At 35.6% G+C, this 26,356-nt stretch carries 29 protein-coding genes and 1 pseudogene; 10 read left to right on the top strand and 20 right to left on the bottom strand.

Annotated features, from left to right (window positions below):
- Positions 1–2: 2 nt before the first annotated feature.
- The 3 genes from gap to pfkA are packed head-to-tail and all read right to left on the bottom strand — an operon-like array spanning position 3 to position 2,840.
- Positions 3–998 (bottom strand): type I glyceraldehyde-3-phosphate dehydrogenase, encoded by a 996-nt coding sequence (gene gap / locus I5M32_RS14610; protein WP_200587664.1) that lies wholly within the window; start codon positions 996–998, stop codon positions 3–5.
- Between the two features lie 6 nt (positions 999–1,004).
- Complete coding sequence (locus I5M32_RS14615) at positions 1,005–1,856, bottom strand: hypothetical protein (RefSeq protein WP_200587667.1); 852 nt, start codon at positions 1,854–1,856, stop codon at positions 1,005–1,007.
- Positions 1,857–1,859: 3 nt separating this feature from the next.
- Complete coding sequence (gene pfkA / locus I5M32_RS14620) at positions 1,860–2,840, bottom strand: 6-phosphofructokinase (protein WP_200587669.1); 981 nt, start codon at positions 2,838–2,840, stop codon at positions 1,860–1,862.
- Positions 2,841–2,964: 124 nt separating this feature from the next.
- On the opposite strand from pfkA, the gene I5M32_RS14625 reads away from it, so the two are divergent.
- Both I5M32_RS14625 and I5M32_RS14630 read left to right on the top strand, forming a co-directional pair.
- Positions 2,965–3,666 carry an NUDIX hydrolase gene (locus I5M32_RS14625; protein ID WP_200587671.1) on the top strand — a complete coding sequence of 234 codons (702 nt, stop codon included), beginning with the start codon at positions 2,965–2,967 and terminating at the stop codon, positions 3,664–3,666.
- 56 nt (positions 3,667–3,722) lie between these two features.
- Complete coding sequence (locus tag I5M32_RS14630; RefSeq protein ID WP_200587672.1) at positions 3,723–4,442, top strand: RluA family pseudouridine synthase; 720 nt, start codon at positions 3,723–3,725, stop codon at positions 4,440–4,442.
- A 99-nt stretch (positions 4,443–4,541) separates the two neighbouring features.
- Here the strand turns inward: I5M32_RS14630 and I5M32_RS14635 are convergent, their stop codons facing one another.
- The 9 genes from I5M32_RS14635 to I5M32_RS14675 all read right to left on the bottom strand — a co-directional run bounded on the left by I5M32_RS14635 (position 4,542) and on the right by I5M32_RS14675 (position 14,161).
- On the bottom strand, positions 4,542–5,198 hold the full coding sequence (locus tag I5M32_RS14635) for a DedA family protein (RefSeq protein ID WP_200587673.1): 657 nt from the start codon (positions 5,196–5,198) through the stop codon (positions 4,542–4,544).
- A gap of 124 nt (positions 5,199–5,322) precedes the next feature.
- Positions 5,323–6,027: a DUF4397 domain-containing protein gene (locus I5M32_RS14640; protein WP_200587674.1), complete on the bottom strand. Its 705-nt coding sequence runs from the start codon at positions 6,025–6,027 to the stop codon at positions 5,323–5,325.
- A 13-nt stretch (positions 6,028–6,040) separates the two neighbouring features.
- On the bottom strand, positions 6,041–6,661 hold the full coding sequence (locus I5M32_RS14645) for a hypothetical protein (RefSeq protein ID WP_200587675.1): 621 nt from the start codon (positions 6,659–6,661) through the stop codon (positions 6,041–6,043).
- 89 nt (positions 6,662–6,750) lie between these two features.
- Positions 6,751–8,040 (bottom strand): DNA (cytosine-5-)-methyltransferase, encoded by a 1,290-nt coding sequence (gene dcm / locus I5M32_RS14650; protein WP_200587676.1) that lies wholly within the window; start codon positions 8,038–8,040, stop codon positions 6,751–6,753.
- 78 nt (positions 8,041–8,118) lie between these two features.
- Entirely contained in the window at positions 8,119–9,243 is a 1,125-nt protein-coding gene (dnaN, locus tag I5M32_RS14655) for a DNA polymerase III subunit beta (RefSeq protein WP_200587677.1), read from the bottom strand.
- 44 nt (positions 9,244–9,287) lie between these two features.
- Entirely contained in the window at positions 9,288–10,982 is a 1,695-nt protein-coding gene (gldG, locus tag I5M32_RS14660) for a gliding motility-associated ABC transporter substrate-binding protein GldG (RefSeq protein WP_200587678.1), read from the bottom strand.
- Positions 10,976–11,704 carry a gliding motility-associated ABC transporter permease subunit GldF gene (gene gldF / locus I5M32_RS14665; protein WP_200587680.1) on the bottom strand — a complete coding sequence of 243 codons (729 nt, stop codon included), beginning with the start codon at positions 11,702–11,704 and terminating at the stop codon, positions 10,976–10,978. The genes gldG and gldF overlap by 7 nt, the downstream gene beginning before the upstream one ends.
- 163 nt (positions 11,705–11,867) lie before the next feature.
- On the bottom strand, positions 11,868–12,581 hold the full coding sequence (locus I5M32_RS14670) for an ATP-binding cassette domain-containing protein (protein WP_200587682.1): 714 nt from the start codon (positions 12,579–12,581) through the stop codon (positions 11,868–11,870).
- Between the two features lie 308 nt (positions 12,582–12,889).
- Positions 12,890–14,161, bottom strand: coding sequence for a DUF2130 domain-containing protein (locus I5M32_RS14675; RefSeq protein WP_234461976.1), 1,272 nt, complete (start codon positions 14,159–14,161; stop codon positions 12,890–12,892).
- A 362-nt stretch (positions 14,162–14,523) separates the two neighbouring features.
- Here I5M32_RS14675 and I5M32_RS14680 point away from each other — a divergent pair, with 362 nt between their 5' ends.
- The gene (locus tag I5M32_RS14680) at positions 14,524–15,033 is read left to right on the top strand and encodes a phosphoribosyltransferase family protein (RefSeq protein WP_200587685.1); all 510 of its coding nucleotides are present in this window, start codon (positions 14,524–14,526) and stop codon (positions 15,031–15,033) included.
- Positions 15,034–15,046: 13 nt separating this feature from the next.
- Here the strand turns inward: I5M32_RS14680 and I5M32_RS14685 are convergent, their stop codons facing one another.
- The gene (locus tag I5M32_RS14685; protein ID WP_200587687.1) at positions 15,047–15,571 is read right to left on the bottom strand and encodes a shikimate kinase; all 525 of its coding nucleotides are present in this window, start codon (positions 15,569–15,571) and stop codon (positions 15,047–15,049) included.
- Positions 15,572–15,732: 161 nt separating this feature from the next.
- Positions 15,733–15,993, bottom strand: a complete 261-nt coding sequence (locus tag I5M32_RS14690; protein WP_200587689.1) for a hypothetical protein — start codon at positions 15,991–15,993, stop codon at positions 15,733–15,735.
- A gap of 333 nt (positions 15,994–16,326) precedes the next feature.
- Here I5M32_RS14690 and I5M32_RS14695 point away from each other — a divergent pair, with 333 nt between their 5' ends.
- The 4 genes from I5M32_RS14695 to I5M32_RS14710 are packed head-to-tail and all read left to right on the top strand — an operon-like array spanning position 16,327 to position 19,673.
- Positions 16,327–16,764 (top strand): helix-turn-helix domain-containing protein, encoded by a 438-nt coding sequence (locus tag I5M32_RS14695; protein WP_200587691.1) that lies wholly within the window; start codon positions 16,327–16,329, stop codon positions 16,762–16,764.
- Positions 16,754–17,983: a DNA cytosine methyltransferase gene (locus I5M32_RS14700; RefSeq protein ID WP_200587693.1), complete on the top strand. Its 1,230-nt coding sequence runs from the start codon at positions 16,754–16,756 to the stop codon at positions 17,981–17,983. Before I5M32_RS14695 ends, I5M32_RS14700 begins: the two co-directional genes overlap by 11 nt.
- Complete coding sequence (locus tag I5M32_RS14705) at positions 17,983–19,215, top strand: hypothetical protein (protein ID WP_200587695.1); 1,233 nt, start codon at positions 17,983–17,985, stop codon at positions 19,213–19,215. Before I5M32_RS14700 ends, I5M32_RS14705 begins: the two co-directional genes overlap by 1 nt.
- 2 nt (positions 19,216–19,217) lie before the next feature.
- Complete coding sequence (locus I5M32_RS14710) at positions 19,218–19,673, top strand: hypothetical protein (RefSeq protein WP_200587697.1); 456 nt, start codon at positions 19,218–19,220, stop codon at positions 19,671–19,673.
- Positions 19,674–20,007: 334 nt separating this feature from the next.
- Here the strand turns inward: I5M32_RS14710 and I5M32_RS16765 are convergent, their stop codons facing one another.
- The 6 genes and pseudogenes from I5M32_RS16765 to I5M32_RS14730 all read right to left on the bottom strand — a co-directional run bounded on the left by I5M32_RS16765 (position 20,008) and on the right by I5M32_RS14730 (position 23,591).
- Complete coding sequence (locus I5M32_RS16765) at positions 20,008–20,148, bottom strand: hypothetical protein (protein ID WP_234461980.1); 141 nt, start codon at positions 20,146–20,148, stop codon at positions 20,008–20,010.
- A 36-nt stretch (positions 20,149–20,184) separates the two neighbouring features.
- Positions 20,185–20,355: pseudogene (locus I5M32_RS16890) on the bottom strand (ORF6N domain-containing protein); the annotation flags it as partial.
- A gap of 9 nt (positions 20,356–20,364) precedes the next feature.
- Complete coding sequence (locus I5M32_RS16775; protein ID WP_234461977.1) at positions 20,365–20,475, bottom strand: ORF6N domain-containing protein; 111 nt, start codon at positions 20,473–20,475, stop codon at positions 20,365–20,367.
- Between the two features lie 356 nt (positions 20,476–20,831).
- Positions 20,832–21,887: an ABC transporter permease gene (locus tag I5M32_RS14720; RefSeq protein ID WP_200587699.1), complete on the bottom strand. Its 1,056-nt coding sequence runs from the start codon at positions 21,885–21,887 to the stop codon at positions 20,832–20,834.
- Positions 21,887–23,047, bottom strand: a complete 1,161-nt coding sequence (locus I5M32_RS14725) for a BT_3928 family protein (protein WP_200587701.1) — start codon at positions 23,045–23,047, stop codon at positions 21,887–21,889. The genes I5M32_RS14720 and I5M32_RS14725 overlap by 1 nt, the downstream gene beginning before the upstream one ends.
- Before the next feature lies 1 nt (position 23,048).
- Complete coding sequence (locus I5M32_RS14730) at positions 23,049–23,591, bottom strand: DUF1599 domain-containing protein (protein WP_200587703.1); 543 nt, start codon at positions 23,589–23,591, stop codon at positions 23,049–23,051.
- 54 nt (positions 23,592–23,645) lie between these two features.
- Here I5M32_RS14730 and folP point away from each other — a divergent pair, with 54 nt between their 5' ends.
- The 3 genes from folP (at position 23,646) to I5M32_RS14745 (ending at position 26,078) form a co-directional block, all read left to right on the top strand.
- On the top strand, positions 23,646–24,503 hold the full coding sequence (gene folP / locus I5M32_RS14735; RefSeq protein WP_200587705.1) for a dihydropteroate synthase: 858 nt from the start codon (positions 23,646–23,648) through the stop codon (positions 24,501–24,503).
- 48 nt (positions 24,504–24,551) lie between these two features.
- Positions 24,552–25,343: a diadenylate cyclase CdaA gene (gene cdaA / locus I5M32_RS14740; RefSeq protein ID WP_200587707.1), complete on the top strand. Its 792-nt coding sequence runs from the start codon at positions 24,552–24,554 to the stop codon at positions 25,341–25,343.
- Positions 25,344–25,409: 66 nt separating this feature from the next.
- On the top strand, positions 25,410–26,078 hold the full coding sequence (locus I5M32_RS14745) for a metallophosphoesterase (protein ID WP_200587709.1): 669 nt from the start codon (positions 25,410–25,412) through the stop codon (positions 26,076–26,078).
- Positions 26,079–26,356: the final 278 nt, after the last annotated feature.

A 26,356-nucleotide genomic window follows, 5' to 3' on the forward strand; every position in this document is an offset into this window, starting at 1 on the left:
AACTACAAAGTAGCCATGTGTTGTAACAGATCAACAATTTTGTTAGAGTATCCCCACTCGTTATCGTACCAAGAAACAACTTTTACAAAGTTATCGTTTAATGCGATACCCGCACCGGCATCAAAAATAGAGGTACGCGGGTCTCCTAAAAAGTCGTTAGAAACAACTTGATCTTCGGTATAGCCTAAAATTCCTTTCAACTCGCCTTCAGAAGCATCTTTCATTGCTTTTTTGATTTGATCATAGGTAGCTGGTTTTTCTAAACGTACCGTTAAATCTACTACAGAAACATCTGGAGTTGGTACACGGAAAGCCATACCAGTCAGTTTTCCCTTTATAGCCGGGATAACCAAACCTACTGCTTTTGCAGCGCCCGTTGATGAAGGGATGATGTTTTGTGAAGCACCACGCCCGCCTCTCCAATCTTTTGCAGATGGCCCATCTACTGTTTTTTGTGTTGCCGTTGTAGCATGTACGGTTGTCATTAAGCCTTCAATAATTCCAAAGTTATCCATCAATACCTTGGTAATTGGAGCTAAACAGTTGGTAGTACAAGATGCGTTAGAAACGATGTTTTGTGCGGCTGTTAGTGTTTTATGGTTTACGCCCATCACAAATGTTGGGGTATCGTCTTTAGCCGGGGCGCTCATTACTACTTTTCTTGCGCCAGCGTCTATATGTTTTTGCGCCAATTCTTGTGTTAAGAAGAAACCAGTAGATTCGATGATGTATTCTGCACCAATTTCATTCCATTTAAGGTTTGAGGGGTCTCTTTCTGCAGTGATACGGATTTTTTTCCCGTTAACGATTAAATGCCCGTCTTTTACTTCTACCGTACCATCAAAAATACCGTGGGTAGAATCGTATTTTAACATATAAGCCAAATAATCTGGCTCTACCAAGTCGTTTATACCTACAACTTCTATATCATTTCTTTTGATAGCTGCTCTAAAAGCTAATCTTCCAATTCGGCCGAAGCCATTGATTCCAATTTTCATTTTTATTTAATTTTTGTTTGCGTAATAATTCAATAAATTATAAATAGGTTCTTTGATTACAGAACTGATGTTGATTTTTTTTTCTTTTGCTACTTCCCTTAAACTATCCTGATAGTTTGCCGCAACCGAACCCACAAAATAAATGGGGTGCTTGCCTCCGTATTTATTAGAAATTGGGGTTAAATAAATATCCATAAATAAGCGGAAACCATCCTTTATCATATTTTTGATAAACTCATCATCTCTGTGTTCTTTAAAAAATGCCATAAAAGAGGTTAGAAATGTTGATGCGTGGGTCTGTTTATAAATTTTATCTAGGATCAGTTTCCTATCCAACTCATATTTTTTTTCAAATTGAGCGGCCAATTTAACCGGCATAGATTTATTAAGATAAGCTTTTAAAATGCTTTTACCAAGCCAATTGGCAGAACCTTCATCCCCTATGGCATAGCCTAGGCCGTAATTATTTGGCAATACTTTTTTACCATCAAAAAAGCCAGTGTTAGAACCGCTCCCAATAATGCAAACTATGCCGGGCTTATCATCACAAGAGGCTTTTGCAGCTGCTTCAATATCATGTGAAACATATACTTTGCTGTGTTTAAAGAAACTTGATAATGCCGTTCTTACGGTTTCGTTTCTTTCTTGTGAGGATGATCCAGCACCAAAGAAATATATCTTCTTTATCTCTTCTGCGTGGTTAATCAGCTCTGTATTTTTATTCAATAGTTGCGTAATATATTTTTCATCGTTAAAGAAGGGGTTAATGCCGTTTGTACGGAGTTCTATAACCTCTTTTCCTTTGTTCGATAATCGCCAATTGGCATATCTTGATCCGCTATAAACTATTGCTATCATTTATTAAGCTAATATGATCGACATTTCCATCAAATCATCTTCTAACTTGAACTCATGGTCTGTTAAGGCTTCTTTTAGATCAGTTAAAACAATTTCATTACCTCTTAAACCAACCATTTTTCTATTATCTCCGTTTATCAGGGCTTTTACCGCAGCATAACCCATTCTACTGCCCAATATGCGATCAAAGCTGCTTGGGCTTCCGCCCCTTTGCAGATGGCCTAGTATGGTTACTTTGGTATCATAAAAATCGAACTTTTCTTTTACCAATTTTGCAACCCCAAACGCACCACCGTTCTTATCGCCTTCTGCTACAATAACTATGCTACTAGATTTTTTGTTTGCTGCACCATGTTCTAGCAAATCTATCAGTTCAGAAATGGCAGTATCTTTTTCGGGAAGCATAATGGCCTCTGCGCCGCTAGCAATACCTGCCCTTAACGCGATACAGCCAGCATCACGGCCCATTACTTCAATAAAAAACAAACGATCGTGAGACTCTGCGGTATCTCTAATTTTGTCTATGGCTTCTATTACGGTATTGGTAGCGGTATCAAATCCGAGGGTAAAATCAGAGCCATAAAGGTCATTATCAATGGTACCCGGCACACAGATCACGGGAATGTCATAAGTAGAAGAAAATCTTTCGGCACCCGTAAAAGTACCGTCGCCACCGATGGCAACCAAGGCATCAATCCCTCTTTTTTTGAGGTTTTCATAGGCTTTTTGCATCCCATCGGGATTTTTGAACGCCAAGCAACGGGCCGTTTTTAGCACAGTACCCCCCAATTGCATAATATTACTGACAGAATGACGAGACATATTTTCGATGTTATCATCTATCATGCCCTGATAACCCTGTTTAATCCCTGCTACTTCATATCCCAAATAAATACCGGTTCTTACCACGGCCCTAATACAGGCATTCATTCCTGGGGCATCTCCTCCTGATGTAAAAACGGCTATTTTTTTTATTTTTGACATATATAAATTTCGGATATTTTGGTTTGGAGGTACTAATATAAGGTGTATTTTTTACACTAAGCAATTTTATCGAAATTTTTTTCCAAATTTGTATTAATTAGCACCTTAAAAAAAGCAATATAGATTGGAAAATTTACCAGAACATTTTGATTCCCTGTTTTCTGTGGATTGCGTCATATTTGGATTTGACGAAGGGGAATTGAAGATTTTATTGATTGAGAGAAATGAAGATCCTTTTAAAGGATGGTTTGCTTTACCGGGTTATTTTGTAGAGCATACAGAAGCCATTGAAACCGCTGCACAACGTATATTATATGAATCTACCGGGCTTAAAGGGATTTTTATGGAGCAGTTTTATACATTTGGCGCACTAGGCAGGCACCCTCAGGGAAGGGTTATTACAGTTGCTTATTATGCTATGATACGCCTTACCGGGAATAAGGAGGTAGCACCTTTGCCAACCGCACATTTTGCCAAAAGAGCTGTTTGGATGCCGGTTAAGGATATGCCAGAATTAGCTTTTGACCATAGCCGGATTTTTAGAAAAAGTTTTGAGAAGATAAAAAACAAAATAAGTTACCAGCCCATAGCTTTTGAACTTTTGCCAGAGAAATTTACGCTTACCCAATTACAGCAACTTTATGAGGTTGTTTTAAATAAAAAGCTAGATAAGCGCAATTTTAGAAAAAAGATGTTGGCCTATGATATTTTAAAAGAACTAGATGAAAAGCAAAAAGGGGTTTCTTACAGGGCCGCTAAACTTTATAAGTTTGATAAACGCAAATACATCAAAAACTTTCAAAAAGAGCTCTCATTTACAAGGTAGCTAACCAAGCTTTAGCTTATGCCTTATTAAACCAGCTTATTGTATATTTGCCATTTATGAGAATCCCATCATTGCAAGACATCATCATTTTTGAGGATGATAATTTAATTGTTGTTAACAAGCCCGCTTTTATAAGCTCTTTAGATGAACGTGAAAGTGAAGAACCAAATATCTTAAGGTTAGCAAAGCAATATTTTGCTGATGCCCAAATTTGCCATAGGTTAGATAAAGATACCTCTGGCGCAATGATCATTGCTAAAAATCCAGAAGCTTATCGTTTTGTGTCTATGCAATTTGAACACAGAACCGTTAAAAAAGTTTATCATGCGGTTGTTGATGGTAGCCATGCTTTTAATGATCTTTTTATTGATTTACCGATTTTAAACGCCGGAAGGGGCAAAGTGGTAATTAGTAGGGGAGAAGGTAAAAGAGCAGAGACCTATTTTAATTCTTTGGTTTATTTTAAACATTACACTTTAATTGAGGCAAAACCCGTAACCGGGCGGATGCACCAGATTAGGATCCATTTGGCAACCCAAAGGGCTTCTATAACTGGAGATACCGCATACGGTGGGCAGCCAGCTTATCTATCTAAGATAAAAAGGAACTTTAGGCTGAGTAAAAACGAGGAAGAGCAACCCATTATGAAACGTTTTGCTTTACATTCTAAAGAAGTTACGTTTAAAATATCCGAAACAGAAACACGTACTTTTATTGCAGATTACCCTAAAGATTTTGCGGTTTTAATTAAGCTTTTGCAGAAAAATGATAGTTAAGCGGTAACTTGGGTATTGGGTATTGAGATTTTTTTCAGTTTAAGAATTATATAACCTTTATACGATCAATAATTCCTTTAAACGTGTTGCAAAATAATTTCATACGTTTTTAACTCTTTTTGATAGCCTGTTCTGTATTACTGCATAAATGGCGGGTAAAATGGTTAATGCAATTATCAATAAAATAATAAGAGAGAAGTTTTTCTTAAAAAAGGGAAAATTCCCTAAAAAATAACCGGCAAAAAGAAATAAGGAGACCCAAGTAGCACCTCCAATAATATTGTAAGAATTAAATTTGGTTCTTTCTAATTTCCCGATCCCTGCAACAAAAGGGACAATTGTTCTTAAAATAGGCAAAAATCTCCCTATTATAATTGCCCTGGCACCATGCTTTTCAAAGAAAATGTTGGTTTGGGTATAATATTCTAGTTTTAGCACTTTGTTTTCTGGCTTAAATACCTTTGCACCTAAAACTCTACCGGTTTCATAGTTTACGGTGTTTCCCATAATGGCAGCAAGAATGAGCAGTACTGCTAAAATATAAATATTGAGACCTGTATCCCCAACCCCAATCAATGCCCCGGCTGCAATTAAAAGAGAATCTCCGGGTAAAAAAGGGGTAATAACAAAGCCTGTTTCGGCAAAAATAATGATGAACAAGATTAAGTAAGTCCAAACCCGGTAATCTTTAATTATCTCGCTCAGATGAACATCAATATGAAGAATGAAATCTATGATGGTTTTGATAATTTCCACAACTGTTTTTTTTGCAAAAGTATAAATTATAAATCGCTTTTAAGAAAGGTGGCTTGCTTAAAAGAAACAAGAGAGCCAAGTATTAAGGTTGCTTCGTTATGGGAACCAAGACCAAACTTTAGACCTAATTATCATTCAATACCCCAACATCTAAACTGTAATTAGCGTTGCCGTTTATTAAGCCTTTGGCCCATAACGTATAAATTTTACCAGCTTTAATTTCTATGTTACTTTTAGTAAATATGATGTTTTTAGACCCTGTTTGCCTTAATTTTATAAAATAAACCCCCGGTTTAAATTGCAGGTAATTGTTCCCAGATCTAAAACCGATATTCCCAAAAGTGTTTAAACTATCGATAGACCTATTAGAGAATATAGCATCTAAACTAGCCGAGTTATAACTGGTATTGATCAACCTTACTTTAGCTTGCCCTTGTATAGGTGCGTTTAAGCTATCTTTAAAAGAGATATAAGAAAGAGAATCTTTAGATATTTTGCCCGCAATAAAAATGGTGTAATTTTCTTTTGGCAGAAACAGAAAGGTTAGATCAGATCTGTTAATTACATTTCCGTTAGATTTGGTGTAGATAGTAGAAGTGCCGGCCATTACATTTTGATGAGCAGAAAAATCTGTAAATTTTAATGGGGTTGGAGTTTTAGAAGTATCGTTTACAAACAACGTGAGGTTATAATTTTCTGGTACTGCGTTTACAATGCGCAAGGTAGCCTGGCCAAAATAAGTTTTTTTTGTTGGGGCAGTACAAGATGCCAAATAGCAAAGCGTTGATAGGATAAAGATATATTGAAAGTTTTTAATGGTTTTTTTCATAGATGCTGGTACGTCAGTTTTTAATTTTGGCTTTAAAGAGATATTGCTGGCCTATTTTTTCTAAAAAGCTTTTTCTTACGATTAAGTTTACAGGCTGTTCTTCTAAATGTCTAGATATTTGAAAATTAAAACCCGATGGGTGTTCTAATTTTGAGCTTTCTAAATCCATACGTAATTGCTTGCTCTTTGCTTTACAAAGATCGTGATTAATGCCCAATAAAGATAATTCATTAATTAGCCTTAACCTATTTACGAAGATTAAATCGCAGCTTAAAATATCATCAACTTTTTTTAGCTCTGTTAAATTATTTTTTAAATAGATACTGAATATAAACGCATAAATCTCTGTAATTTTATGCGTATTAAATAGCCAGCCCTTTTTTTGTATCTCATCTTTTAAGTAATCTATCTCCAGGGCAAAAGTTGGCAGGCCTTTGTTTAGATAATGCAACTGTGCCTTTTCATCAATTTTGAAACTTAAAGCGGCATCGCGATAAAAAATTAAATCTACGCCTTTATGCTGTAAACTAAGGTCCTTAATCCTAAACATATTGAGGTTTGCTTCAATATATTGAGCATCTAAAAACTCTGATAGGATACTTTCTTTGTGAAGATCGCTTTTAAAATGGCTCATGTTTTAGGTTTAAGGCGCAATGCAAGATGCTAAAAACTAGATCGATAAATTTAAGATTTTAGTACAATTCTTCTTTTTACTTTTTGCTTTTAATGCTTAACTTCTTGCTGGTTTTTATTGATTTTATTGGCCAAAGCAATCCCGATTTTTTCTATCACGCCCACTACCAAAGCATTGCCCATAAAAAACGCTCGTTTAGAATCAGAAACATCATCTATTTTGGTATGGTCATCGGGGAACATATTCAGGCGTTCTAATTCTACGGGCGTAAGCCTTCTATACCCGTTTGCCGTTTGGATCACATGTTTAAACCTCGATGCAGATTTGCCTCCCTCGCCGGTAATTATCGTTCTAGAAGGTTTATCCAAAGGATCGGGAAAAACCATCCCACCTTCACTGTAATTATAGGTAAAACCCTGGTTGTTTGTGCGCTGTTCTTTTTTTGCGCCTTTTAAATATTGCCATTTATCAAAATCTTCATCTTTGATGTAAAACACGGGATCAATATTGTTTTTTAAAACGATGTCTTTCATCAGGGTATAATTTCCTTCGTAATTGGCTTGTGTTTTTAAGGTGCTTACTTTACCACCGATCATCAAGCCCGAATTTTCGAAAACGCCGTCAATTTCTTTTTTGTTAAAGTTTTCAGAAATTTCTACCATGTTGCCTTTAAGCTCGAAATGCTTTATTGGCAATTGTGAAACATTGGTTGCGGGCAGCGCTTGGGCTAAAATCCCGCTATTTAATATCCAATTTTCTTCTGTTGTTTTTTTTATGGATTGGTATATCGGCGTATCTTTTAAATAAGCGATGATAAAGATCCTTCTTCGTCTTTGCGGAAAACCAAATTCTGCGGCATTAACCACACGCCACTCTACCGCATAACCCAATTCATTTAAGCTTTGCAAAATGATGGCAAAATCGCGTCCTCGTTGGCCAGATGGGGAAATTAATAAACGATCTACGTTTTCTAAAAAAAGGTATTTTGTATGCTTGTGGCTGATTATTTTATGGATGCTCCACCACAAAACCCCTTTTTTGCCAATTAGGCCTTTAGAATTTTTTAATGTTGTTGCCACAGAATAATCCTGGCAAGGAAAGCCACCAACCAATAGATCATGTTCTGGGATTTCAGCAACTTCTATTGTTGCGATATCTAAATTGGTGTGCCCATCTTTACCAAATCTGTTTTCGTAAACCAGAGAAGCGTGTTGCGTTTTTGTAGAAGGTTCCCATTGGTTGCTCCAAACCACCTCAAAATCAGAACTGATTTTTTCTTTATATCCAGATGTTGCCGATTTTCCTTCCCAACCTTCTAACCCTAACCTAAAGCCGCCAACGCCAGCAAATAATTCTATGGTCCTTATTTTTTTAGCCATCAAAATTTCTAATTTTTCATCAACAAAAAAGGCTCAGTATTTATACCAAGCCAATTTAATATTTTTAATTGTTTAAACTTAAGCGTAATTGTTCAGCATCACTGGCATCACCAACATCAAAATATCTTCGTTTTCGTCTTTGATGCTTGGGAAAAGAATACCAGCCCTATTTGGGGTGCTCATTTCTATCGTGATTTCCTCACCAGATAAATTGTTCAGCATCTCGATCAAAAACTTTGCGTTAAAGCCAATTTCCATATCTTCGCCATCAAACTGACAACCAATTCTTTCGTGGGCTTCGTTAGCAAAATCTATATCTTCAGAAGAGATATTTAATTCGCTGCCGTTAATTTTTAGCCTTACTTGGTGCGTAGTTTTGTTAGCAAAAATCACCACCCTTTTTAAGCAATTTAAAAACAGGCTCCTATCTAAAGTTAGCTTATTTGGATTATTCTGAGGGATAACCGCCTCATAATCTGGGTAGCGTTCATCAATCAATCTGCAGATCAAATTGATGTTCGCAAATTTGAAGAACGCACTTGTAGAGTTGTATTCTACTGATACATTTACGTCTTCTGTTGGGAGCGATGATTTTAAAAGGTTTAGGGCTTTTTTGGGTAGGATAAAAGAAGTTGCGGTTTCTGCTTTGGCATCGTTTCTTCTATATCTTACCAATTTATGGGCATCTGTAGCAACAAATGTTACGTTTTGTGGCGAGAGCTGACAAAAAACGCCCGTCATTGCTGGCCTTAGCTCATCATTGCTCACCGCAAAAATAGTTTTGTTAATGGCCTCTGCTAAAACCGAAGCGGGCAAATTAACCGATGAAGCATCATCTACGGTAGGGATTTTAGGGAAATCTTCTCCGTTTTCTCCGCTCAAACGATATTTACCGTCGCCAGCACTAATTTCTATCGCAAATGTTTTATCATCTACAGAAAAAGAAATGGGTTGCTCTGATAAAGTTTTTAAAGTATCTAACAATATTTTTGAGGGAACCGCAATTTTACCGCTTTCTTTAGATTCTACGGCTAAAGAGGTTGTCATGCTGGTTTGCAGGTCTGTTGCAGAAATGGTTAAGCTGTTGTCTTTTATCTCAAACAAGAAGTTTTCTAAGATCGGTAAAACTGCGCTATTGCTAAGTGCACCGCTTACCGCTTGTAGGTGCTTTAATAATGTTGATGTAGAAACAATGAATCTCATTTTGCTGTTTTGGTTTTAGCTTTTAAAAATCAAAAATATAAATTTTAAACTGCATACTTTCGTTTACGGTAAATATGTTGAAAAATACCAAAAGCTATCAACATTATGAGTGGCAATAAGGTATTTATTAGCTGCCATTTCGTTTTTTCTGCCACCAGTTTCCCTTTATCTAATAACCTAAGTTTTATCTCTTTGGTGCGTAAAGAAATTAAACCAGAATCATCTGTTAAATAATCTAAAGCGTTTAGCAAAAAGGTTTTATTGCCATAGGTTTGCTGGTTGTACCGATCAAAACCCAAAGGAAAAATAGAACCGTCTTTTGCACTAACATCGTTTTTAAAAACATCGCCATCACTAAATATCAACATTTTGGTATTTACACTTTTATTGATGCTTGCAATGGGAAAGTTAACGCCTTCTGGTACGGCCCTGTTTAAGAAATTAGACTTAAAGCTTCCTTCTAACAAAACGCAAACTGGTTTTGGGGTGCTTTGGAAGCGTTTGGGGTCCGGGGTGTCTTCAATCATGTTTAAGGATATGATTGTTGGCGTTTCTAGTTCTCTGTTAAATGGAGAAGTGGTGAGCAATATTGTTTTTTTAACGTTTTTTATAGCGATGGTATCAATGGTATTTACGAATTCTGTTTTAATGCCATCTAAATTTTTTACCATTGGATGTTTGCTAACGGGCATTATGATCGGATAAAATAACCATGGCACCATTTGTATTTGTGCTTGCCCTGCAACTTCGCCAACGCTTACCGGGATCTGCCCGCAGTTCATATCGCCAATTAGATCGTAATTTATCCTGATGCCATAGGTAAAGAGTTGATCGTCTAGATTGAGTTTTTTCTGAAAAGCCAATTGCTCGCCGTTTCTAGATCTTCTCATGCTATCTAAATCTGCGTTCACTTGGTCTATGGCCCATATAATTTTACCGCCTTTCATCAAAAATTGGTCTATCTTATATTTTTCCAATTCAGAAAATTGCGTTTCTGGTTTATCAATTATCATCACTTTTAATTTTTGGATGCCGTTATAAGTGAGCTGTGATAAATTGATCCTGCCGGCTTCATAGCCATCAGATAAAGATTTTATGGCATCTTCTAAATGGGCATCATCTAATTCGCCATGGCCTTCTGTAAAGCCAACTCTGGGTTTGCCGCCAGAGCTTACCTTTTTTATGGCCGATGAAAAGGCATATTCTAAATTTTGGATGGAGTTGTTTAATACCTCTTCTGGGCTTACGCCAATTCTTGTTTGCAATAGCTTAACGGGAATTTCTTTGCCGTTGAATGAAACTACCGCCGCGGGAAAAATCATTTTTTGTGTTAATCCGCTTTCTGTTTTTACGCTGAGGTTGGTTGGTTCTATGCCTTTTTGCGATAATTGATTGTAAATATCTTCTTGCTCTTTTTGGTTTTTGCCACCAACGGGATCAATAAATTGATAGGTTAAATTATTGCCCGCATAAGCTTTATAATCTATCAATAAATCTTTGGTGGCATTTCTCAATCTTTTAAATCCGGCGGGGAAATCGCCTTCTAGATAAACGGTAATGTTTACGGGTGCTTTTAAACCCTGAAGGATCTGGGTGCTGATGTTAGAAATGGTATAACGCTTCTCTTTTGTGAAATCTATCCGTGTAAACGTGTTTTGCGATAAAACGTTGATGATGATGATGGCGATCAAAATAATCAGCAGCTGTATCAGGTCTTTCTTTTTTTGTTGATTTACCATTTCCTGCCTCCTAAAATTGTTTTGGTAACCAATAAGAACAAAACGATGAAACTTAAGAAATACAGAAGGTCTCGGCTATCTAAAACCCCACGGCTAATAGATTGGTAATGTTCATTTATCCCTAAACCGATCAATATGCTATCAAATTTTTGTAACGATAAAACTTGGCTTGCAGATTCAAATCCGCTGAAGGCGAAAAAACATAAAAACACGGCTATCGCAAAAGCGATGATCTGGTTTTTGGTGATTGATGAAGAAAATATCCCGATAGAAACAAAAGCACCACCTAGTAGAAATAGGCCAATATAAGAGCCTATAACGGCCCCGCTATCAATATTGCCAAGCGTTGTGCCTAATTGATAAACCGAGATGTAATAAACTAATGTTGGGATAAGCGAGAATAAAACCAGCGTTAAAGCGGCCAAATATTTGCCTAAAACAATGTCCCAATCGGTTAAGGGGCGTGTTGCCAATAGTTCAAAAGTGCCTTCTTTTTTTTCTTCGGCCAAAGAACGCATGGTAATAGCGGGGATCAAGAACATAAACAAATATGGGATGGTGCTAAAAAGGCTGTCTAATGTAGCATACCCGTAATCTAAAATGCTGGTATCGGGGAAAACCCATAGAAACAAACCTAAAACCACCAGAAACAGGCCAATAGTGATATAAGCCACTAAAGAGCTGAGGTAAGAGTAAAGTTCTTTTTTATAAATCGTTAACATAATTATTTACTGCAATTGCATAGAGAGCAAAAAAATTAACCGTTAAGGCGTTAATAATAAATGAAGAAAATAGATGGGCTTATTGCCTATAAGATCCTTCATGTTTATTTTCAAATTTGTAATCATTTCTGTTTTTTGCTTGCTTTAATAGTGATCTACATGGTTAAACATCACGTGTCAGTTTTACGAAAATTGGCTCCAAACTTTTTTCTTGGTGCTCTTCCAATAATCCTTGTAACGTATTATTGGCAACAATTTTTCCTTTATTGATGATGATTACCTCATCGCAAATGGCTTCTACCTCTTGCATGATATGGGTTGATAGGATCACGGTTTTGGTTTTGCCCAATTCTTTGATGAGTTTTCTGATCTCTATCAATTGGTTTGGGTCTAGGCCCGATGTTGGCTCGTCTAAGATCAAAACTTTTGGATCGTGGATGATGGCTTGCGCCAAACCAACCCTTTGTTTATAGCCCTTAGATAATTGGCCTATTTTTTTGTGCTGTTCTTTTTCTAAACCGGTAGCTAAAATTACCTGCTCTACTTTGGTTTTTAAGTTTTGTAGATGGTAGGTGTTCCCAACAAAATATAAAAACTCTTTCACATACATATCGTGATAAAGCGGGTTGCTCTCTGGCAAATAGCCAATGTTTTTACGCACTTGTAAAGAATCATTAGAAGTATCGAAACCACAAACAAATGCTTTCCCAGAGGTTTGTGGCAAAAAGCAGGTCAGTATTTTCATGGTGGTAGATTTACCGGCACCGTTTGGCCCTAAAAAGCCCAAAATTTTGCCTTCTGTTGCCTCAAATGAAATTTGATCTACCGCTTTTTGGCTTCCATAGGTTTTACTTAATAATTGTACGCTAATGCCCAATTTTGTGGATTTTTAGATTGAAACCCAAAGCTAAAAAAAAGGAAATCAAATTAAACGTTAATTAACATTTTTTAATAAGGATTAGGGCGGTTGAAATTTGATGGGTTTTGTAAGAGCGTTAACGACAGAAACGGCATCCTTTTTTTTGCTTATTTAACCATGCAGTTGCAAAAAAAAAGATACAGTGTATGGCGTGTTAAAACGCAAAAAAAAAGATAAACGCAAAAAAAAGCTACTTATCATCAAAAGAAACCAATTCGCGGCACCAACTTCTCTATCTTTTAATTCTGCAATCCCTCAAAATCGTTTTACTCTAAAAAGAAATCTTCGTCGCCATTGCCTAAACTTAGTTTAACCACATCTTTGCCCGCAATTCCTTCTATGGAGCCGCTGATGTGTACTGCGTTCAATAATACTTTTTCCAATTGTTTTTCTCTCGATTTCCACATTCTTTCCATGGCGTTTCTTTCACTTTGGATGCTCATTTTCATACTCATAAAACCCTCGCTAATGGCATTCCACTGGCTAGAGAACTCTGAACTTGTTAAATAATCATAAAGCATGTGCATTTTATCGCCCCTGTTTTCTTGAGATTTTGTTGCCACAAATAATTTGGTGATGCTATCTCGCAGAACAAAGGCTACGGCTTTTAATTCTTCAAAAGAACAAATCCAAACGCCATCTTTTTCGCCAAAGCAATCCATTCCTTTTGGGTAACATTGGGTAACTATTACGGCAACATCTGCCCCAATGGCAATTTTATCTTTCTTCAATTTTTCTATCCAATCGCCACCAAAATCTTTGGTACGCTTACTTTCATAAATTATTTTACCGCATTCTTGCCCGCTGGTATTTCTTATCGTTTGTATGCAATCTGCACCACGTATGCCCTTGCCCACTTCAGATATAATATCGAATGGGAAATTATTTTGTAGCAATTCTTCAACGATCAGTTCTTGTACTTCGCCTTGCAATTGCATGGAGCCTTGTTCGGCCTTGCGTTTCATCTCGTCAACCAATTTCTTTTGGTCTTCGATCTGTTTTTCATATTCTTTAAATTTGAGCTGGTATTCGGTATCTTTCAATAAACTTTTTTCGATCTCTTGTTTGCGTATCTGCTCGGTTAAAACAGAACGTTCTTCTTGCAGTTTTCTTTGTAAAGAAAGCTCTAAATCGGCTTCTTTGTTCTTTAATTCGGCTTCTTTCTTTAAAAAATCCAATTCTTTTAACCTTGCGGCTTTAAGTTTTTCTTCAGTTTCTTTATTAGAGTTTTGCAGCAACTGCATTTGGTTCTCAAAATCAGAATGAATGCTTTTTCTAATGCTTTCTTCTAGCTGTTTTTGCAGTTGCGCTTTTTCTGTATCTAACTTTTTCAGAAAAACTTGTTCTTGTTGTTTCTGTTTATCCAAAAGTTCTTGTTCTCTTTTCTGATATTCTAATCGTTCTTTTGCAGATTCATCTTCTTTCTTCTTTTTGTATTCGGCCATCTGCTTTTGTAAACCTTTTTTATATTCTTCGGCCATAACCTCTTCAATGGGAAAAGAATGGGCGCAATTAGGGCATTTAACTTCTGTTGACATAATCTTAAAATGAATAATTAAGGTAAGGTTTTTTATGAGTTTCGAAGATGTAAAATTAAAATTTTGATTTAGCTTCTATTAAAAATCGTTATTTGCTAGGGTTTTGATGATTGTTTCTCTTGAATTTTTGTTTAATGCTATTGAAATAGCTTACCACTAAAACCCTTAAAGGTTTAAGGATTTTTTTTGAAAGGTGCTGCCACGAGGATACCTTAAAATTGAATTTTTAGTATTTTGCCTAAACAATAGCTAAAAAACCGATAAAGACATTATACTTTGCAAATTTTAGCGCCAAGGGCAGAATTTAAAAAATTTTAGCTTTCACAAGAAAAGGTTAATTTTAACTCTGAAACTACACCATCATGACGGCGAAAAAAATATTGATATTAGACCATAACCAGATACAACAAAAAATAAACAGGATTGCGCATCAAATTTTAGAAGATAATTTTGGTGAGGATGAGATCATATTGGCGGGCGTGGTTGCTAGAGGCTATAGATTAGCTTTGAGGTTAAAGGATGTGTTAAACAAAATAGCCGATTTTAAAATCACCATTATTAAGCTTGAGCTAGAAAAAGATAGTTCTAAACTAGAATCAAAGATTGATGTTACCTTGGCAAGCTGTGAGAACAAAGTAATTATTTTGGTTGATGATGTTTTAAACAGCGGTAGAACTTTAGCCTATGGTTTGGGTGTTTTCTTAAATATCCCTCTTAAAAAGTTGCGTTCGGTGGTTTTGGTAAATAGAAGTCATAAAAACTTTCCCGTGGCCACGGATTTTGTTGGCTTAGAACTTTCTACAGTTTTAAAAGAACACGTTTCTGTTATTTTAGATGAAAATGGGGAAGAAGATGGCGTTTATTTGAAATAGGTTGTTTTTCAAATCATTTTATCGCCTCTAATATCGTCTCCACATTTAGATCAATACCTTTTAAAATAATATGAGCCTGGTTGTAAAATGGCTTTCTTTCGGTTAATTTTATTTGGATGAATTCAATTAATTCTTCATAACTTTTACCTTTTACCAGCGGTCTTTCTACACGGGCATTGATCAATCTATCTGCCAAAACTTTTACAGGTGTATCAATAAAAATAGTAAGCCCATTGTTTTTCATCCACTCCATATTATCAAAAAAACAAGATGCACCGCCACCTGTGGCAATAACTATATCATCGGCGAAAGCAGATTGTTGTAAAACTTCTTTTTCTTTTTCTCTAAATCCTTCTTCGCCATAGGCAGAAAACATTTCAGGGATGCTCATTTGGTTTTTGGCCTCAACCAAGTCATCCAGATCAATAAAAGTTTTATTTAATTTAGAAGCCAAAGCCTTACCCATTTTGCTTTTCCCACAGCCCATAAAGCCCACTAAAAATATTTTTTTATCGATGTTTGAGATATTATTTTGCATTTCTATTTCTTGATAATTAGTATGTTTATCTTATTACTTTATTGATGGTTAATTTATTATTTATGTCAATCTGCTCTCCTGAGTGAAAAGCACTTGGATACGGTTTGTGAGGTAAGAATACGGACTTATAAAGTTATTTTAGAAGGATTCTGTCGGGTATCCTAAAACACCAATAGCTCTATATTATTATCTTTTATTCTGTAAAAAAGACTTACCTGCTTTACCACTACACATTTATGGGCATCGCTTTCTTTAGAATAAGGATATAACAAGTGGTTTTTAGAAATATGATCTATCGTTTCTTCTTTACGATTAACAAAAGCTTCTAATTCCTTAAAAGTCCATTTCTCATCAAGATATTCTAATATGCTAAAATAGCTTATTTTTGATTTGGGTGACCACTTAACAGCGTAACCATTCATATTATTTATTTAGAAATCTTGTCTTTATTTCAGTCATGATTTGGGAATGAGGAAGCACCCTTTCCACGTTTTAGCTCTGCCTTAGAAGTATTAATATCCTGTTTTATCTCTAAAAGTATTTCTGTCCATAAATCTGTTTCTTATAAGCCCATAAGGGAATTTAACTTGTTAAGCAGGTTATCATCATTGCTCTGGATGATTTTCTCTACTATTTTATATTTCATTGTAATATCCATCGTTTTAAATTTATATAAAGATAGTATTTTTTGTTTTTATTGGTTTTTCTATTATCTGGAGGTATGATACCGCTTAGTGTAAAAAGCCGACCCGCAAATGGCACATTTGGTTTTTTCCGACACACGAGCCAAATCTCAAAAAACCAAAAGAGCCATTTTTTCCAACGCTCGACAGAATAATCAAAATAATATATTACTTTTGACCAAAATTAGACAAGTACAAAAACATACAATGACACTTGGACAGAAAATAAAAGAATTAAGGGAACAAGCTGGTCTTAAGCAGAGAGAATTAGCATATCAACTTGGAATTGGAGAAGGATTTCTCAGCAAAGTTGAAAATGACCAAAAACCCCTTAAAAGAGAAGATTTAACAAAGTTGAATGAACTCTTTAAAACGCCTATTGAAGAGCTTGAATCATTGTGGCTTGCAAACAAGGTTTACTCAATTGTTAGAGATGAAGAATCCGCTTTATCAGCATTGAAAGTTGCTGAAGAACAAATCACTTACAACACTTTAAAAAATGGAAAATAAATTAATTGATACAATGCCGACAGAAATTTCAGTTGTTGAAGAACCTCAAATCAACATCTATGGAGAAGTTGAGCCAGATGTGTTAGAAAAAAGTGCTTGGGACAAGTCAGTTAAAGTTGAAGAAAATGGTTACTATTGGAAAAAAGACCCTGTTTTTACCAAAGGTGGAGAAATTCCAAACGATAGACCAATAATTGTTGAATTGTTTTGTGGTTGTGGCGGGACTTCAATGGGATTTGAAATGGCAGGTTTTGAAGTTGTTTTAGGTTGTGATATACACGCTCCATCAATTCAAACATTCAAAGCAAACCACCCAAATTGTTCAACAATTTTAGGGGATGTTAAAAAAGTTGACCCATACACAATTAAGGAATTGCTTAATCGTAGACCTTTAGACGTAATTATTGCAGGAGTTCCTTGTCAAGGTTTTTCATTAAACAATAGAAAGAGACACCAAGAAGATGATAGAAATTTAATGTACAAAGAGTTTGTCCGTTTTATTGAGATTCTGCAACCCAAGGTTGTAGTTTTAGAAAATGTATCTGGAATGAAAAGTACAGGTAATTTTGTAGAGGACATAGAAAAAGACCTTTCAAGAGCAGGTAAAATGACCGTAAAAAGCAAATTGCTTTATGCTCCAGATTACGGTGTTCCTCAAAAAAGAAGCAGACTAATTTTTGTTGGAATCAGAGACGAAGAATTTGACTTTAACTTAATTCAAAAAACCCACGGCCCTGAAACTGGAAAACCTTATGTAACTATTAAAGATGCGATTGGTGATTTACCTTCATTAAAGCCAAAAGAAACAAAAAAGAAATATAAAACAGAACCATTTTCAGAGTATCAGGAACTTATGCGATTAAATACAAACGGTTCTGTGGAGTGTCATACTGCACCAAATCATCCAAAGGATACAATCGAAAAAATCAAAAACACTACACCAGGAGAACCAATGTATCCAAAATTTAAACAGAGGATTCGTTTGGCTTGGGATATTCAAAGTCCAACACAAGTTTCTGGAGGAATAAGACCTCAATTTCAATTTGGCCATCCCAAAGATGCAAGAGGATTGTCAATTCGTGAACGTTGCAGAATTCAAAGTTTTCCAGATGATTTTATAGTTAAAGGCGGTATTGTTCAAGGAAGAGTACAAACTGGAAATGCTGTTCCACCGTTATTGGCAAAGGCTGTTGCTCTTGCAATTAAAAAATACTTATAATGAAATTTAGAATATGGTATAGTACTGAGCCTTTTGCCGATTTTGTAATTGCCAATACAGAACTCAGAAACAAAACTTTCGTTAAGAAAAAAATGTATGAAAGTGACGCAAATAATGCAAAGAACTTTCATACAATGCCCGACCACATAAAGAAAATTCTTTACTTGGACGCTCCTGATTTAATTGTAGAAATTGACCACGAGCCAATTTTCTCCGTAGAAGTTTCAACCGAAGCTGGAACAGGTCACAATGCTTTTCAAAGATTTGCTAGATTAGCAGCATCTGTCGAAAATAATGTTCCAGCTTTCTACATTTATCCAGAAGCTGCAATCATTACACGACAAAATACACTACCAAAATGGGATAAAATAAATCCTTTAGTTTTTAAAGCGTTAGATGATGTAATGTCCATTTATAACATTCCAGCACTCCTTTATTATTACCCAAGCGACTATAGAACTCATCCAGATGCTTCAGCCTCTTTAAATCAATTAAGTAAAGGGATTTTACACGACCCCAATAGAAATTATTCAGGTAGTCCATTAGGAACAGATGCTGAAATGACCAATATGTTCAACGCTATGAACGAAATAATTGCAGTATTTGAAAGACACGGAATAGTTAAAGGCAGAGAAAAGCTCCTTAGCAATAGAACGGTAATCGCTAGAAGGACTTTTATGAATCAGGAATTTACGAATAAAGGAGGGCACTTAAATATGTCTCCTTTATCAGCCACAATTAAAATCCCAACTCAATACTTGTTAAACTACCTTTCTCAATTTGAAAATGCCAATTACTCGATTGGTGAATTATTGAGAAGTCGTGATGAAACAATTATTTACAAAGTAAATGCAGCTTTTAGAGGCGACCCTTATCCAGGTGCCTTAGCAGCAATTGACTATTTACTTTGTAGAGAAGGTAAATCTTTTGAAGAAAGAAGGTTTAATCTTGTTCTTGCTTGGTCTGATATTAATATTGATGATGTAAATCATACAATCGAATTACCCGGAACTAAAGGAAAAGTAGATGATTTTGTAAAAGCAGTTCAAGCAAGTGAAAACAAAAACATTCTATCAAAAGAATATGCTGATATTGCTAATCACGAAATCCCAAGATATTATATGCAAGTGAGATATGGTTCTACATATTCAAAAGTTAAACATATCCGCGTGTTTTCATATTTTGCTGATGCAATTTTGTTTCCAGACGGAGCTTTATGGAGAGATGCTTAGTTATGAAAGAAGAAAGAGTAACTATAAACATATTGAATTGGTTGGAAAGTAATGGCTGGAAAATCATTTGTTATGATTTTCCTCAAAGCGGTACTGGAGTTTTACTTCATCCTAATTCAGATGAAAACAGAACAACAAAAAACAAAGGTGGCATAATTCCAGACATTTTAGCAACCAGAAATTCTGTTGCTTTATTCTTTGAAAACAAAGATAGATTTGTGCTTTCTGACTTTGAAAAATTAAAAGAAATAAAAAACTTAGGCAACTACTCAAATTCTTTGAATACAATACTATCAGATTACAATATAACATCAGTTTTTTATGGTATTGGAATACCAGCAATTGAGAAACACATTAATAAATCATTAGAAAATATTGACGGAATAGATTTTTTAATTAGCACACTTGAAAATGGAGAAGTACAAATAAACTTTGACGATAATGAAGTCCTACCCTAACAGCCACACACATTGCCAAGTCGCACAAGTTGACCCGCAAGCCAAAACTAGGCAAAGAGTGTGTCTGTCCAACCGCACCACTAAAACGGACAAAAAAGAACACCGAAGCGATAACAGCGGTTTGGCAAAAGTGGAGGTTCAGTACTCCGCAGACACATTTGTTATTAATCAAAGTTTGGGTCTCTGCATCAACATTTGTGATAAAAATCGCCACCTTCGCCAAGCCGCAAACCGATATTTACATTTTCTAAAAGTTTACGCCTGTTTATTCTTCTCTTCTGACTCTGAAACCAATCGGTGTCCCCGGTTTATCTTCTTTATCTATGAATTTTCTCTAATAGGTAAACAACAATTCTATCTTCTCGTCCTGTTTGAGCAGTTTTCTTTCTACCTGCTCCACCAGCAACGATACATCTTTATGTAATAGCAGCAGTTCTCTCAATTTCACGAATATTTCTATGATTCGGATGCTCATCTTTATCGCTCTCTCACTTTTCAGTACGTTAGACAGCCTCATTACGCCGTGTTCTGTAAAGGCGTAAGGCAAAAATCCTCCTAGTGCCTGTTTCGATGGTATCGCATTTTGCGATACCATGTATTCTGCCTCCTGTTTGGTAAGTTGGAACATGAAGTTCTCTGAAAACCGATTCTGGTTTCGCTTTACCTGCTCCCTTAAACGTATGGTTTTTACTCAGTAAAGTTTCGCTAGGTCTCTATCCAGTATTATTTTCTGTTCTCTGATGATAAAGATCTTGCTCATCACTACTTCATCAGGTATGGCAATGGCTTGTAACTTGCTCATATCCAAAAACATATTTTTAATTCATTTTATTTCAAGAGATAGTGTTTCATAAATTCTTCTTTTAGGTTTTTTCCCCTATCCCATATCTGTATTACTTTTTTTATGGATTGATTTTTTAGGGCATGTCTCAGGTGTAGGTAACTGTTTTTACAAACTTAACCCCTTATACGTAATCGTTAAGATAAACACTTTCATCAATGTCTCAAAGCTCAAAAACATCGCGGGTATATTTTGGAAGAGTTACAAACTCTTTCAAATCATTAGATCAATATTTCCCATAATCCCAACCCTAAAAACTACGGATAGATGGGATGAAATCAGAAATATAATCACGTTCTTCTATTGGTTATCAGCATTTATAATTTAACCCTTGGGTCTAAAATAGCATAAAGCAAATCTGCGAAAATATTAATGATCACAAACATAAATGCGATGAATAAGATAGCACCCATTACCACGGGTAGATCAGCGAGTTCTAAAGCATCAACCGTTGCTTTCCCTAAGCCATTATAACCAAAAATATATTCAACAAAAAAAGAACCTGCCAACAAAGAAGCAAACCATCCCGATACGGCGGTAACTACAGGGTTTAGCACATTTCTTAAAGCATGTTTAAATATAATCTGTTTGCTATTTAATCCCTTTGCCTTTGCGGTTCTAATAAAATCCTGACCTAAAACATCCAACATAGAACTTCTGGTCAGTTGCATAATGATGGCCAAAGGCCTTAAACCCAAAGTTAGCATAGGTAAAATCAGGTTTTTCCAAACAATTACTTCTCCTTTAAATGGATCGTAATCATATAAACTGCCCGACATTTTTAAACCCGTATAATCGCTCAGAACAAAGCCGAAAAACCAAGCGATGATGATACCCGCAAAAAAGGAGGGCGCAGAAATTCCCAATATAGAACTTGCAATTGCAGTTTGATCGATCCAAGTATCTTTATAAACGGCCGCTAAAACGCCTAATAAAACCCCAATTAAAGTAGCAAAAACCATGGCTGTTGAGGCTAGGATTAAAGTATTGGGAACTGTTTCTTTTAAGATCTGACTTACGTCCCTTTTTGTTTGATAAGACCGCCTGAGGTAAGGAAACTTGATTACCAAAGCTTTATCGGCATTGATATTGAAAAGTTTTTGATAATGATATTTAGCTTGTGAAACACTATCGGCACCATGGATCGCCAAAGGGGATAAGTCATCGATATAATAAAGAAACTGGATGTGAAGTGGTTTATCTAAGCCAAATTCTTTTCTTATCGCTTCTAAAGATTGAACGTCAGAACGTTGCCCTTGTGTCATCCTTGCGGGATCTGCCGGCAAAATATTAAAAAGGAAAAAAACCACTACTACAACTCCAAGTAAAACAGCCACACCGTAACCAATTTTTTGTAGTAGATATTTAAACATTATTGTTTGCTAAAATACTTTTGGGCTAGTTCATTATAGGTAGGTAAAGAAGAAGAAGGCCATTTTTTGATGATAACCCCATCTTTTAATAAAATTAAACCCGGGTTAGATCTTACCATACTCTTTAACGGAACGGCATCGGCATAAAAAACCTCTGTCATTAATCTTAATTTCTTAGAAAAATTGGTTGCATCTTGTGCCGAGTTGGCCGTTAAAAAAACCGTTCTGATGTTAAAATTATCTACGGCATTGATTGCTATGGCATTAATATCTCCCATGGCTTTTTCTTTTGTGTTTGATAGTTTCCAGCCAACGGCAACCAAATTATAATAAGGGTTGCCAAAAATTTCTTGGGTATAATTTACGCCTTGAGAATCGTAAACATTCAAATCTTTGATTTTTGGTTGATAACCCGCTTTTATCAATTTAGGCTCTGATGAATTAATTAACTCCCAATCTGGGTTTTCATAGATCTTGGTCGATAAATATTCCTTATCGGTCATTTTCTTTTCTTCGCCAGATTTTTTGTTTTTTAAAGTGTAGGTAATTTCAAAAACGTCTTGCGGTGCGCCTTGTGGGATTTTCATGGCATCTATAATGTTTGTGCCAACTTTATAGGGCAAAAAATCTATGATCGGTAAAAAGGTGTAGGTATATAAACCAAAAAACAAGGGCAATGCAACAATAATTAAACTAGTTATTCTTCTGCTGCTTATATTGGTTGTAACAGGTTTTAAAGCATCTTTTTTAATAAATAAGAACACTATCAAAACCAATAAAATCAAATCTTTAGAGAATGATTGCCACGGGGTTAAAGGGATGGCATCGCCAAAGCAACCGCAAGTTTTAACCACATCAAAAAAAGCAGAATAAAAGGTTAAAAATGTAAAGAAAATGATGAGCAGTAATAATTCCCACATCACTTTTTTTGCGTAAAAGCCCGTTAATAAGAATGCACCTAAAATAACTTCTAAAGCACATAAAACCACCGAGATAAAAACAGAAAACGGGTTGAAAAAGGTAATATGGAAAACCTCAAAATACTCTTCTAACTTATAAGAAAACCCTAAAGGATCGTTCAGTTTTATTAAGCCCGAAAATATAAATAAAAGGCCAACTAAAACTTTTGCAATATTTATGAAGGTGCTTTTTTTATCCATTTTATGAAACCCCTAATTTTATCAAAGCAAAAATGGCATAGTTTACCATATCTTGATAATTTGCTTTTACCCCTTCAGAAGCCAAAGTTTGGCCATCATTATCTTCAATTTGCTTCACACGTAAAATCTTCATCAAAATTAAATCCGTTAGAGAACTTACCCGCATATCTCTCCAAACTTCTCCATAATCGTGGTTTTTATCCAACATCAAATCTTTGGTTTCGTTAATTTTTTGATTGAAATTTTTTTCAACCTCATCAGCATTTAGTTCTTGGGGCGCAGTACTATCCAACTCTAACTGCATCATGGCAATTATACAATAGTTGATAATGCCAATATATTCGCCAATGACATCATCACCAACTTTGTTTATCTTTTTATCCTCAATGGTGCGTATGCGTTGTGCCTTGATGAAAATTTGATCGGTAATTGATGATGGTCTTAAAATGCGCCAAGCGGTACCATAATCTCTGGTTTTTTTGATGAAAAGTTCTTTGCAAACCTTAACTATCGCATCGTACTCTGATGAAGTATTATGTGCCAAATCTTTTTTTATTGTTTGTTATAATGATTAATAAATCCCTAATTTGTTGGTTAAATGACGGCTAAAGATACATTTTTTAAAGCAAACACTACATTGAATGTTGGTGGCAAACTGTTAGATTTAAGTACTCCAATTGTAATGGGCGTATTAAATATTACCCCAGATTCTTTTTTTAAAGGTAGCAGAACCCAAACAGAAGATGAAATAATAATACAGGCAAAAAAGATGTTGGATGAAGGTGCCGATATTTTGGACCTTGGTGCTTATTCCTCTCGCCCTGATGCGGATGATATTTCTATGGAAGAGGAAGAAAATAGGTTATTGCCGGCTTTAAAAGCGATAACATCAAACTTTAAAGATGCGGTTATATCTGTTGATACTTTTAGGGCAAGCATCGCCGAAAAGGCAATTAAAAATGGGGCAAATATGATCAACGATATTTCTGGCGGCAGTTTAGACGATAAAATGTTTGAGACCGTTGGGCGATTGAAAGCGCCATACATTTTAATGCACTTAAAAGGTACGCCGCAAACTATGCGGAGTTTATCACAATATGATGATATGGTGCAAGAAATTAGTTATTATTTTTCTGAGAAGATAGCTGCTTTAAAAAAAGCGGGTGTGCATGATATTATCTTAGACCCAGGTTTTGGTTTTGCGAAAAACATAGATCAAAATTATGAATTGCTCAATAAATTGGCAGAATTCAAAATTTTTGAATTACCGATTTTGGCAGGTTTATCCAGAAAATCTATGGTTTGGAAAACTTTGAAAATCTCTCCAGACGAAGCTTTAAATGGCACATCTGTTTTAAATACCATTGCCTTGTTAAATGGCGCAAGCATTTTAAGGGTGCATGATGTTAAGGAAGCCAAAGAAGCTATAAATCTTGTGAAATTGTTAAAAAATTAAATCTTTGTGATATAACCCTATCAAATAAACAATTCCTTATTTTGCAAAATGGATTTTTTAGACTTTAGTTTCCTTAAATTAACAATACTTGATGTTGTTGATATTGTGTTGGTGGCTTTTATAGTCTATTACATTTATAATTTAATACGCGGTACTATTGCCGTAAACATTTTCATAGGTTTTATCCTCATTTATGTTCTCTATTTTTTAACCGTTGCTTTAAAGATGAAACTCTTATCGGGCATTTTGGGGAGTTTTGTGAGCGTGGGTTTTATCGCATTAATTGTAGTTTTTCAACAAGAGATACGTAGGTTTTTATTAACTATTGGTAAAAATATATCGTTAAGGAACAGGACCTGGTTAAAATTTATCTTTAAAAAAGAAGAGTTGGAGAAAGATAATATGGCCAAGATCAAACCCATTGTTGATGCCTGTAAAACCATGAAAAAAACACGGACGGGTGCGCTTATTGTTTTTGCGAAATATTTTGATCAAGATGCTTTTGTAAATAGCGGTGAGATGATGGATGCAAAAATATCTAAAAGGCTATTAGAAAGTATTTTCCAAAAACATAGCCCATTGCATGATGGTGCGGTTATAATCTCAGAGAATAAAATTAAATCTGCCAGTTGTATTTTACCTTTAACAGAGAATGATAAATTACCTCCACAATTTGGTTTAAGGCACCGGGCGGGGATCGGCGTTACCGAATCTAGCGATGCTACCGCACTTATAGTATCTGAAGAAACAGGCGAAATTTCTTATGCCCAACAAGGAAGGGTTAAGATGAATATCAGTTTTACCGATTTGGAAAGGCTACTGAACAAAGATTTTAATTAATTCTTTAAACGTAAAACTGGACTGTTTTTTGAATATCCACAAAGAGGATTAAGCTTATTAACGTTTATGAAAGATTATTTTATTGTTGGCGATGTGCATGGTTGCTTTTACACCTTAGAGCTTTTATTGAAAAATTGGACCCCTGGCCAACAACAGTTGATCTTTGTAGGGGATATTATAGATCACGGTAATCATAGCCCGCAGGTTGCGGCCCTCATCAAAAAAATAGCTAAAGAAAACACAGATACGATTGTGCTGAGGGGAAACCATGAGCAACTTTTTATCAATCATTGTTTAAACCAATTTAACCAAGATTGGTACGAAAAATCTGGAGAACGTACATTTGGCCAATACCTTGCAATGGGCAGAAATATTGATGAAGATGCTAAATGGTTTGCTACTTTCCCTGTTTATTTTAGGGAGGAAAATATTTTTATCTCCCATGCGGGGATGCCGAAGACAGAAAACCCTTTTGATCCCAATAACCCTGATGGGGTGGTTTGGCATAGAGATGAAATCCAGGATTTGCCGCAAATTCAAGCGTATGGGCATACCCCTAAAGAAGAGGCGGTTTTTGATGCAGCAACCAATGCGATAAACATCGATACCGGAGCATATAAATGCAATAAACTAACCTCTATAGTAATTGATAAGGCAGGGAAGATAAAAGATTTGATAAGTATCGATACCCATGATAAAGATTTACCTGTTGAAGAAGAAGCGTGTATTTTGTGATTTTTTAGAAGGAGACAAGCGCAAAGAATATAGAATCAAGAGCCAAGAGACAAGAGCCAAGAGACAAGAATCAAGGCTTTTGAAGATACCAATGAACCAATGCCCAATGAACTAGAAAACCATCATGCAAATACCAATGAACCAATGCCCAATGAACTAAAAACCATCATGCAGATACCAATGAACCAATGAACTAGAAAACCATCATGCAAATACCAATGAACCAATGCCCAATGAACTAAAAACCATCATGCAGATACCAATGAACCAATGAACTA

Source organism: Pedobacter segetis (assembly GCF_016623585.1).
Lineage (GTDB): Bacteria > Bacteroidota > Bacteroidia > Sphingobacteriales > Sphingobacteriaceae > Pseudopedobacter > Pseudopedobacter segetis.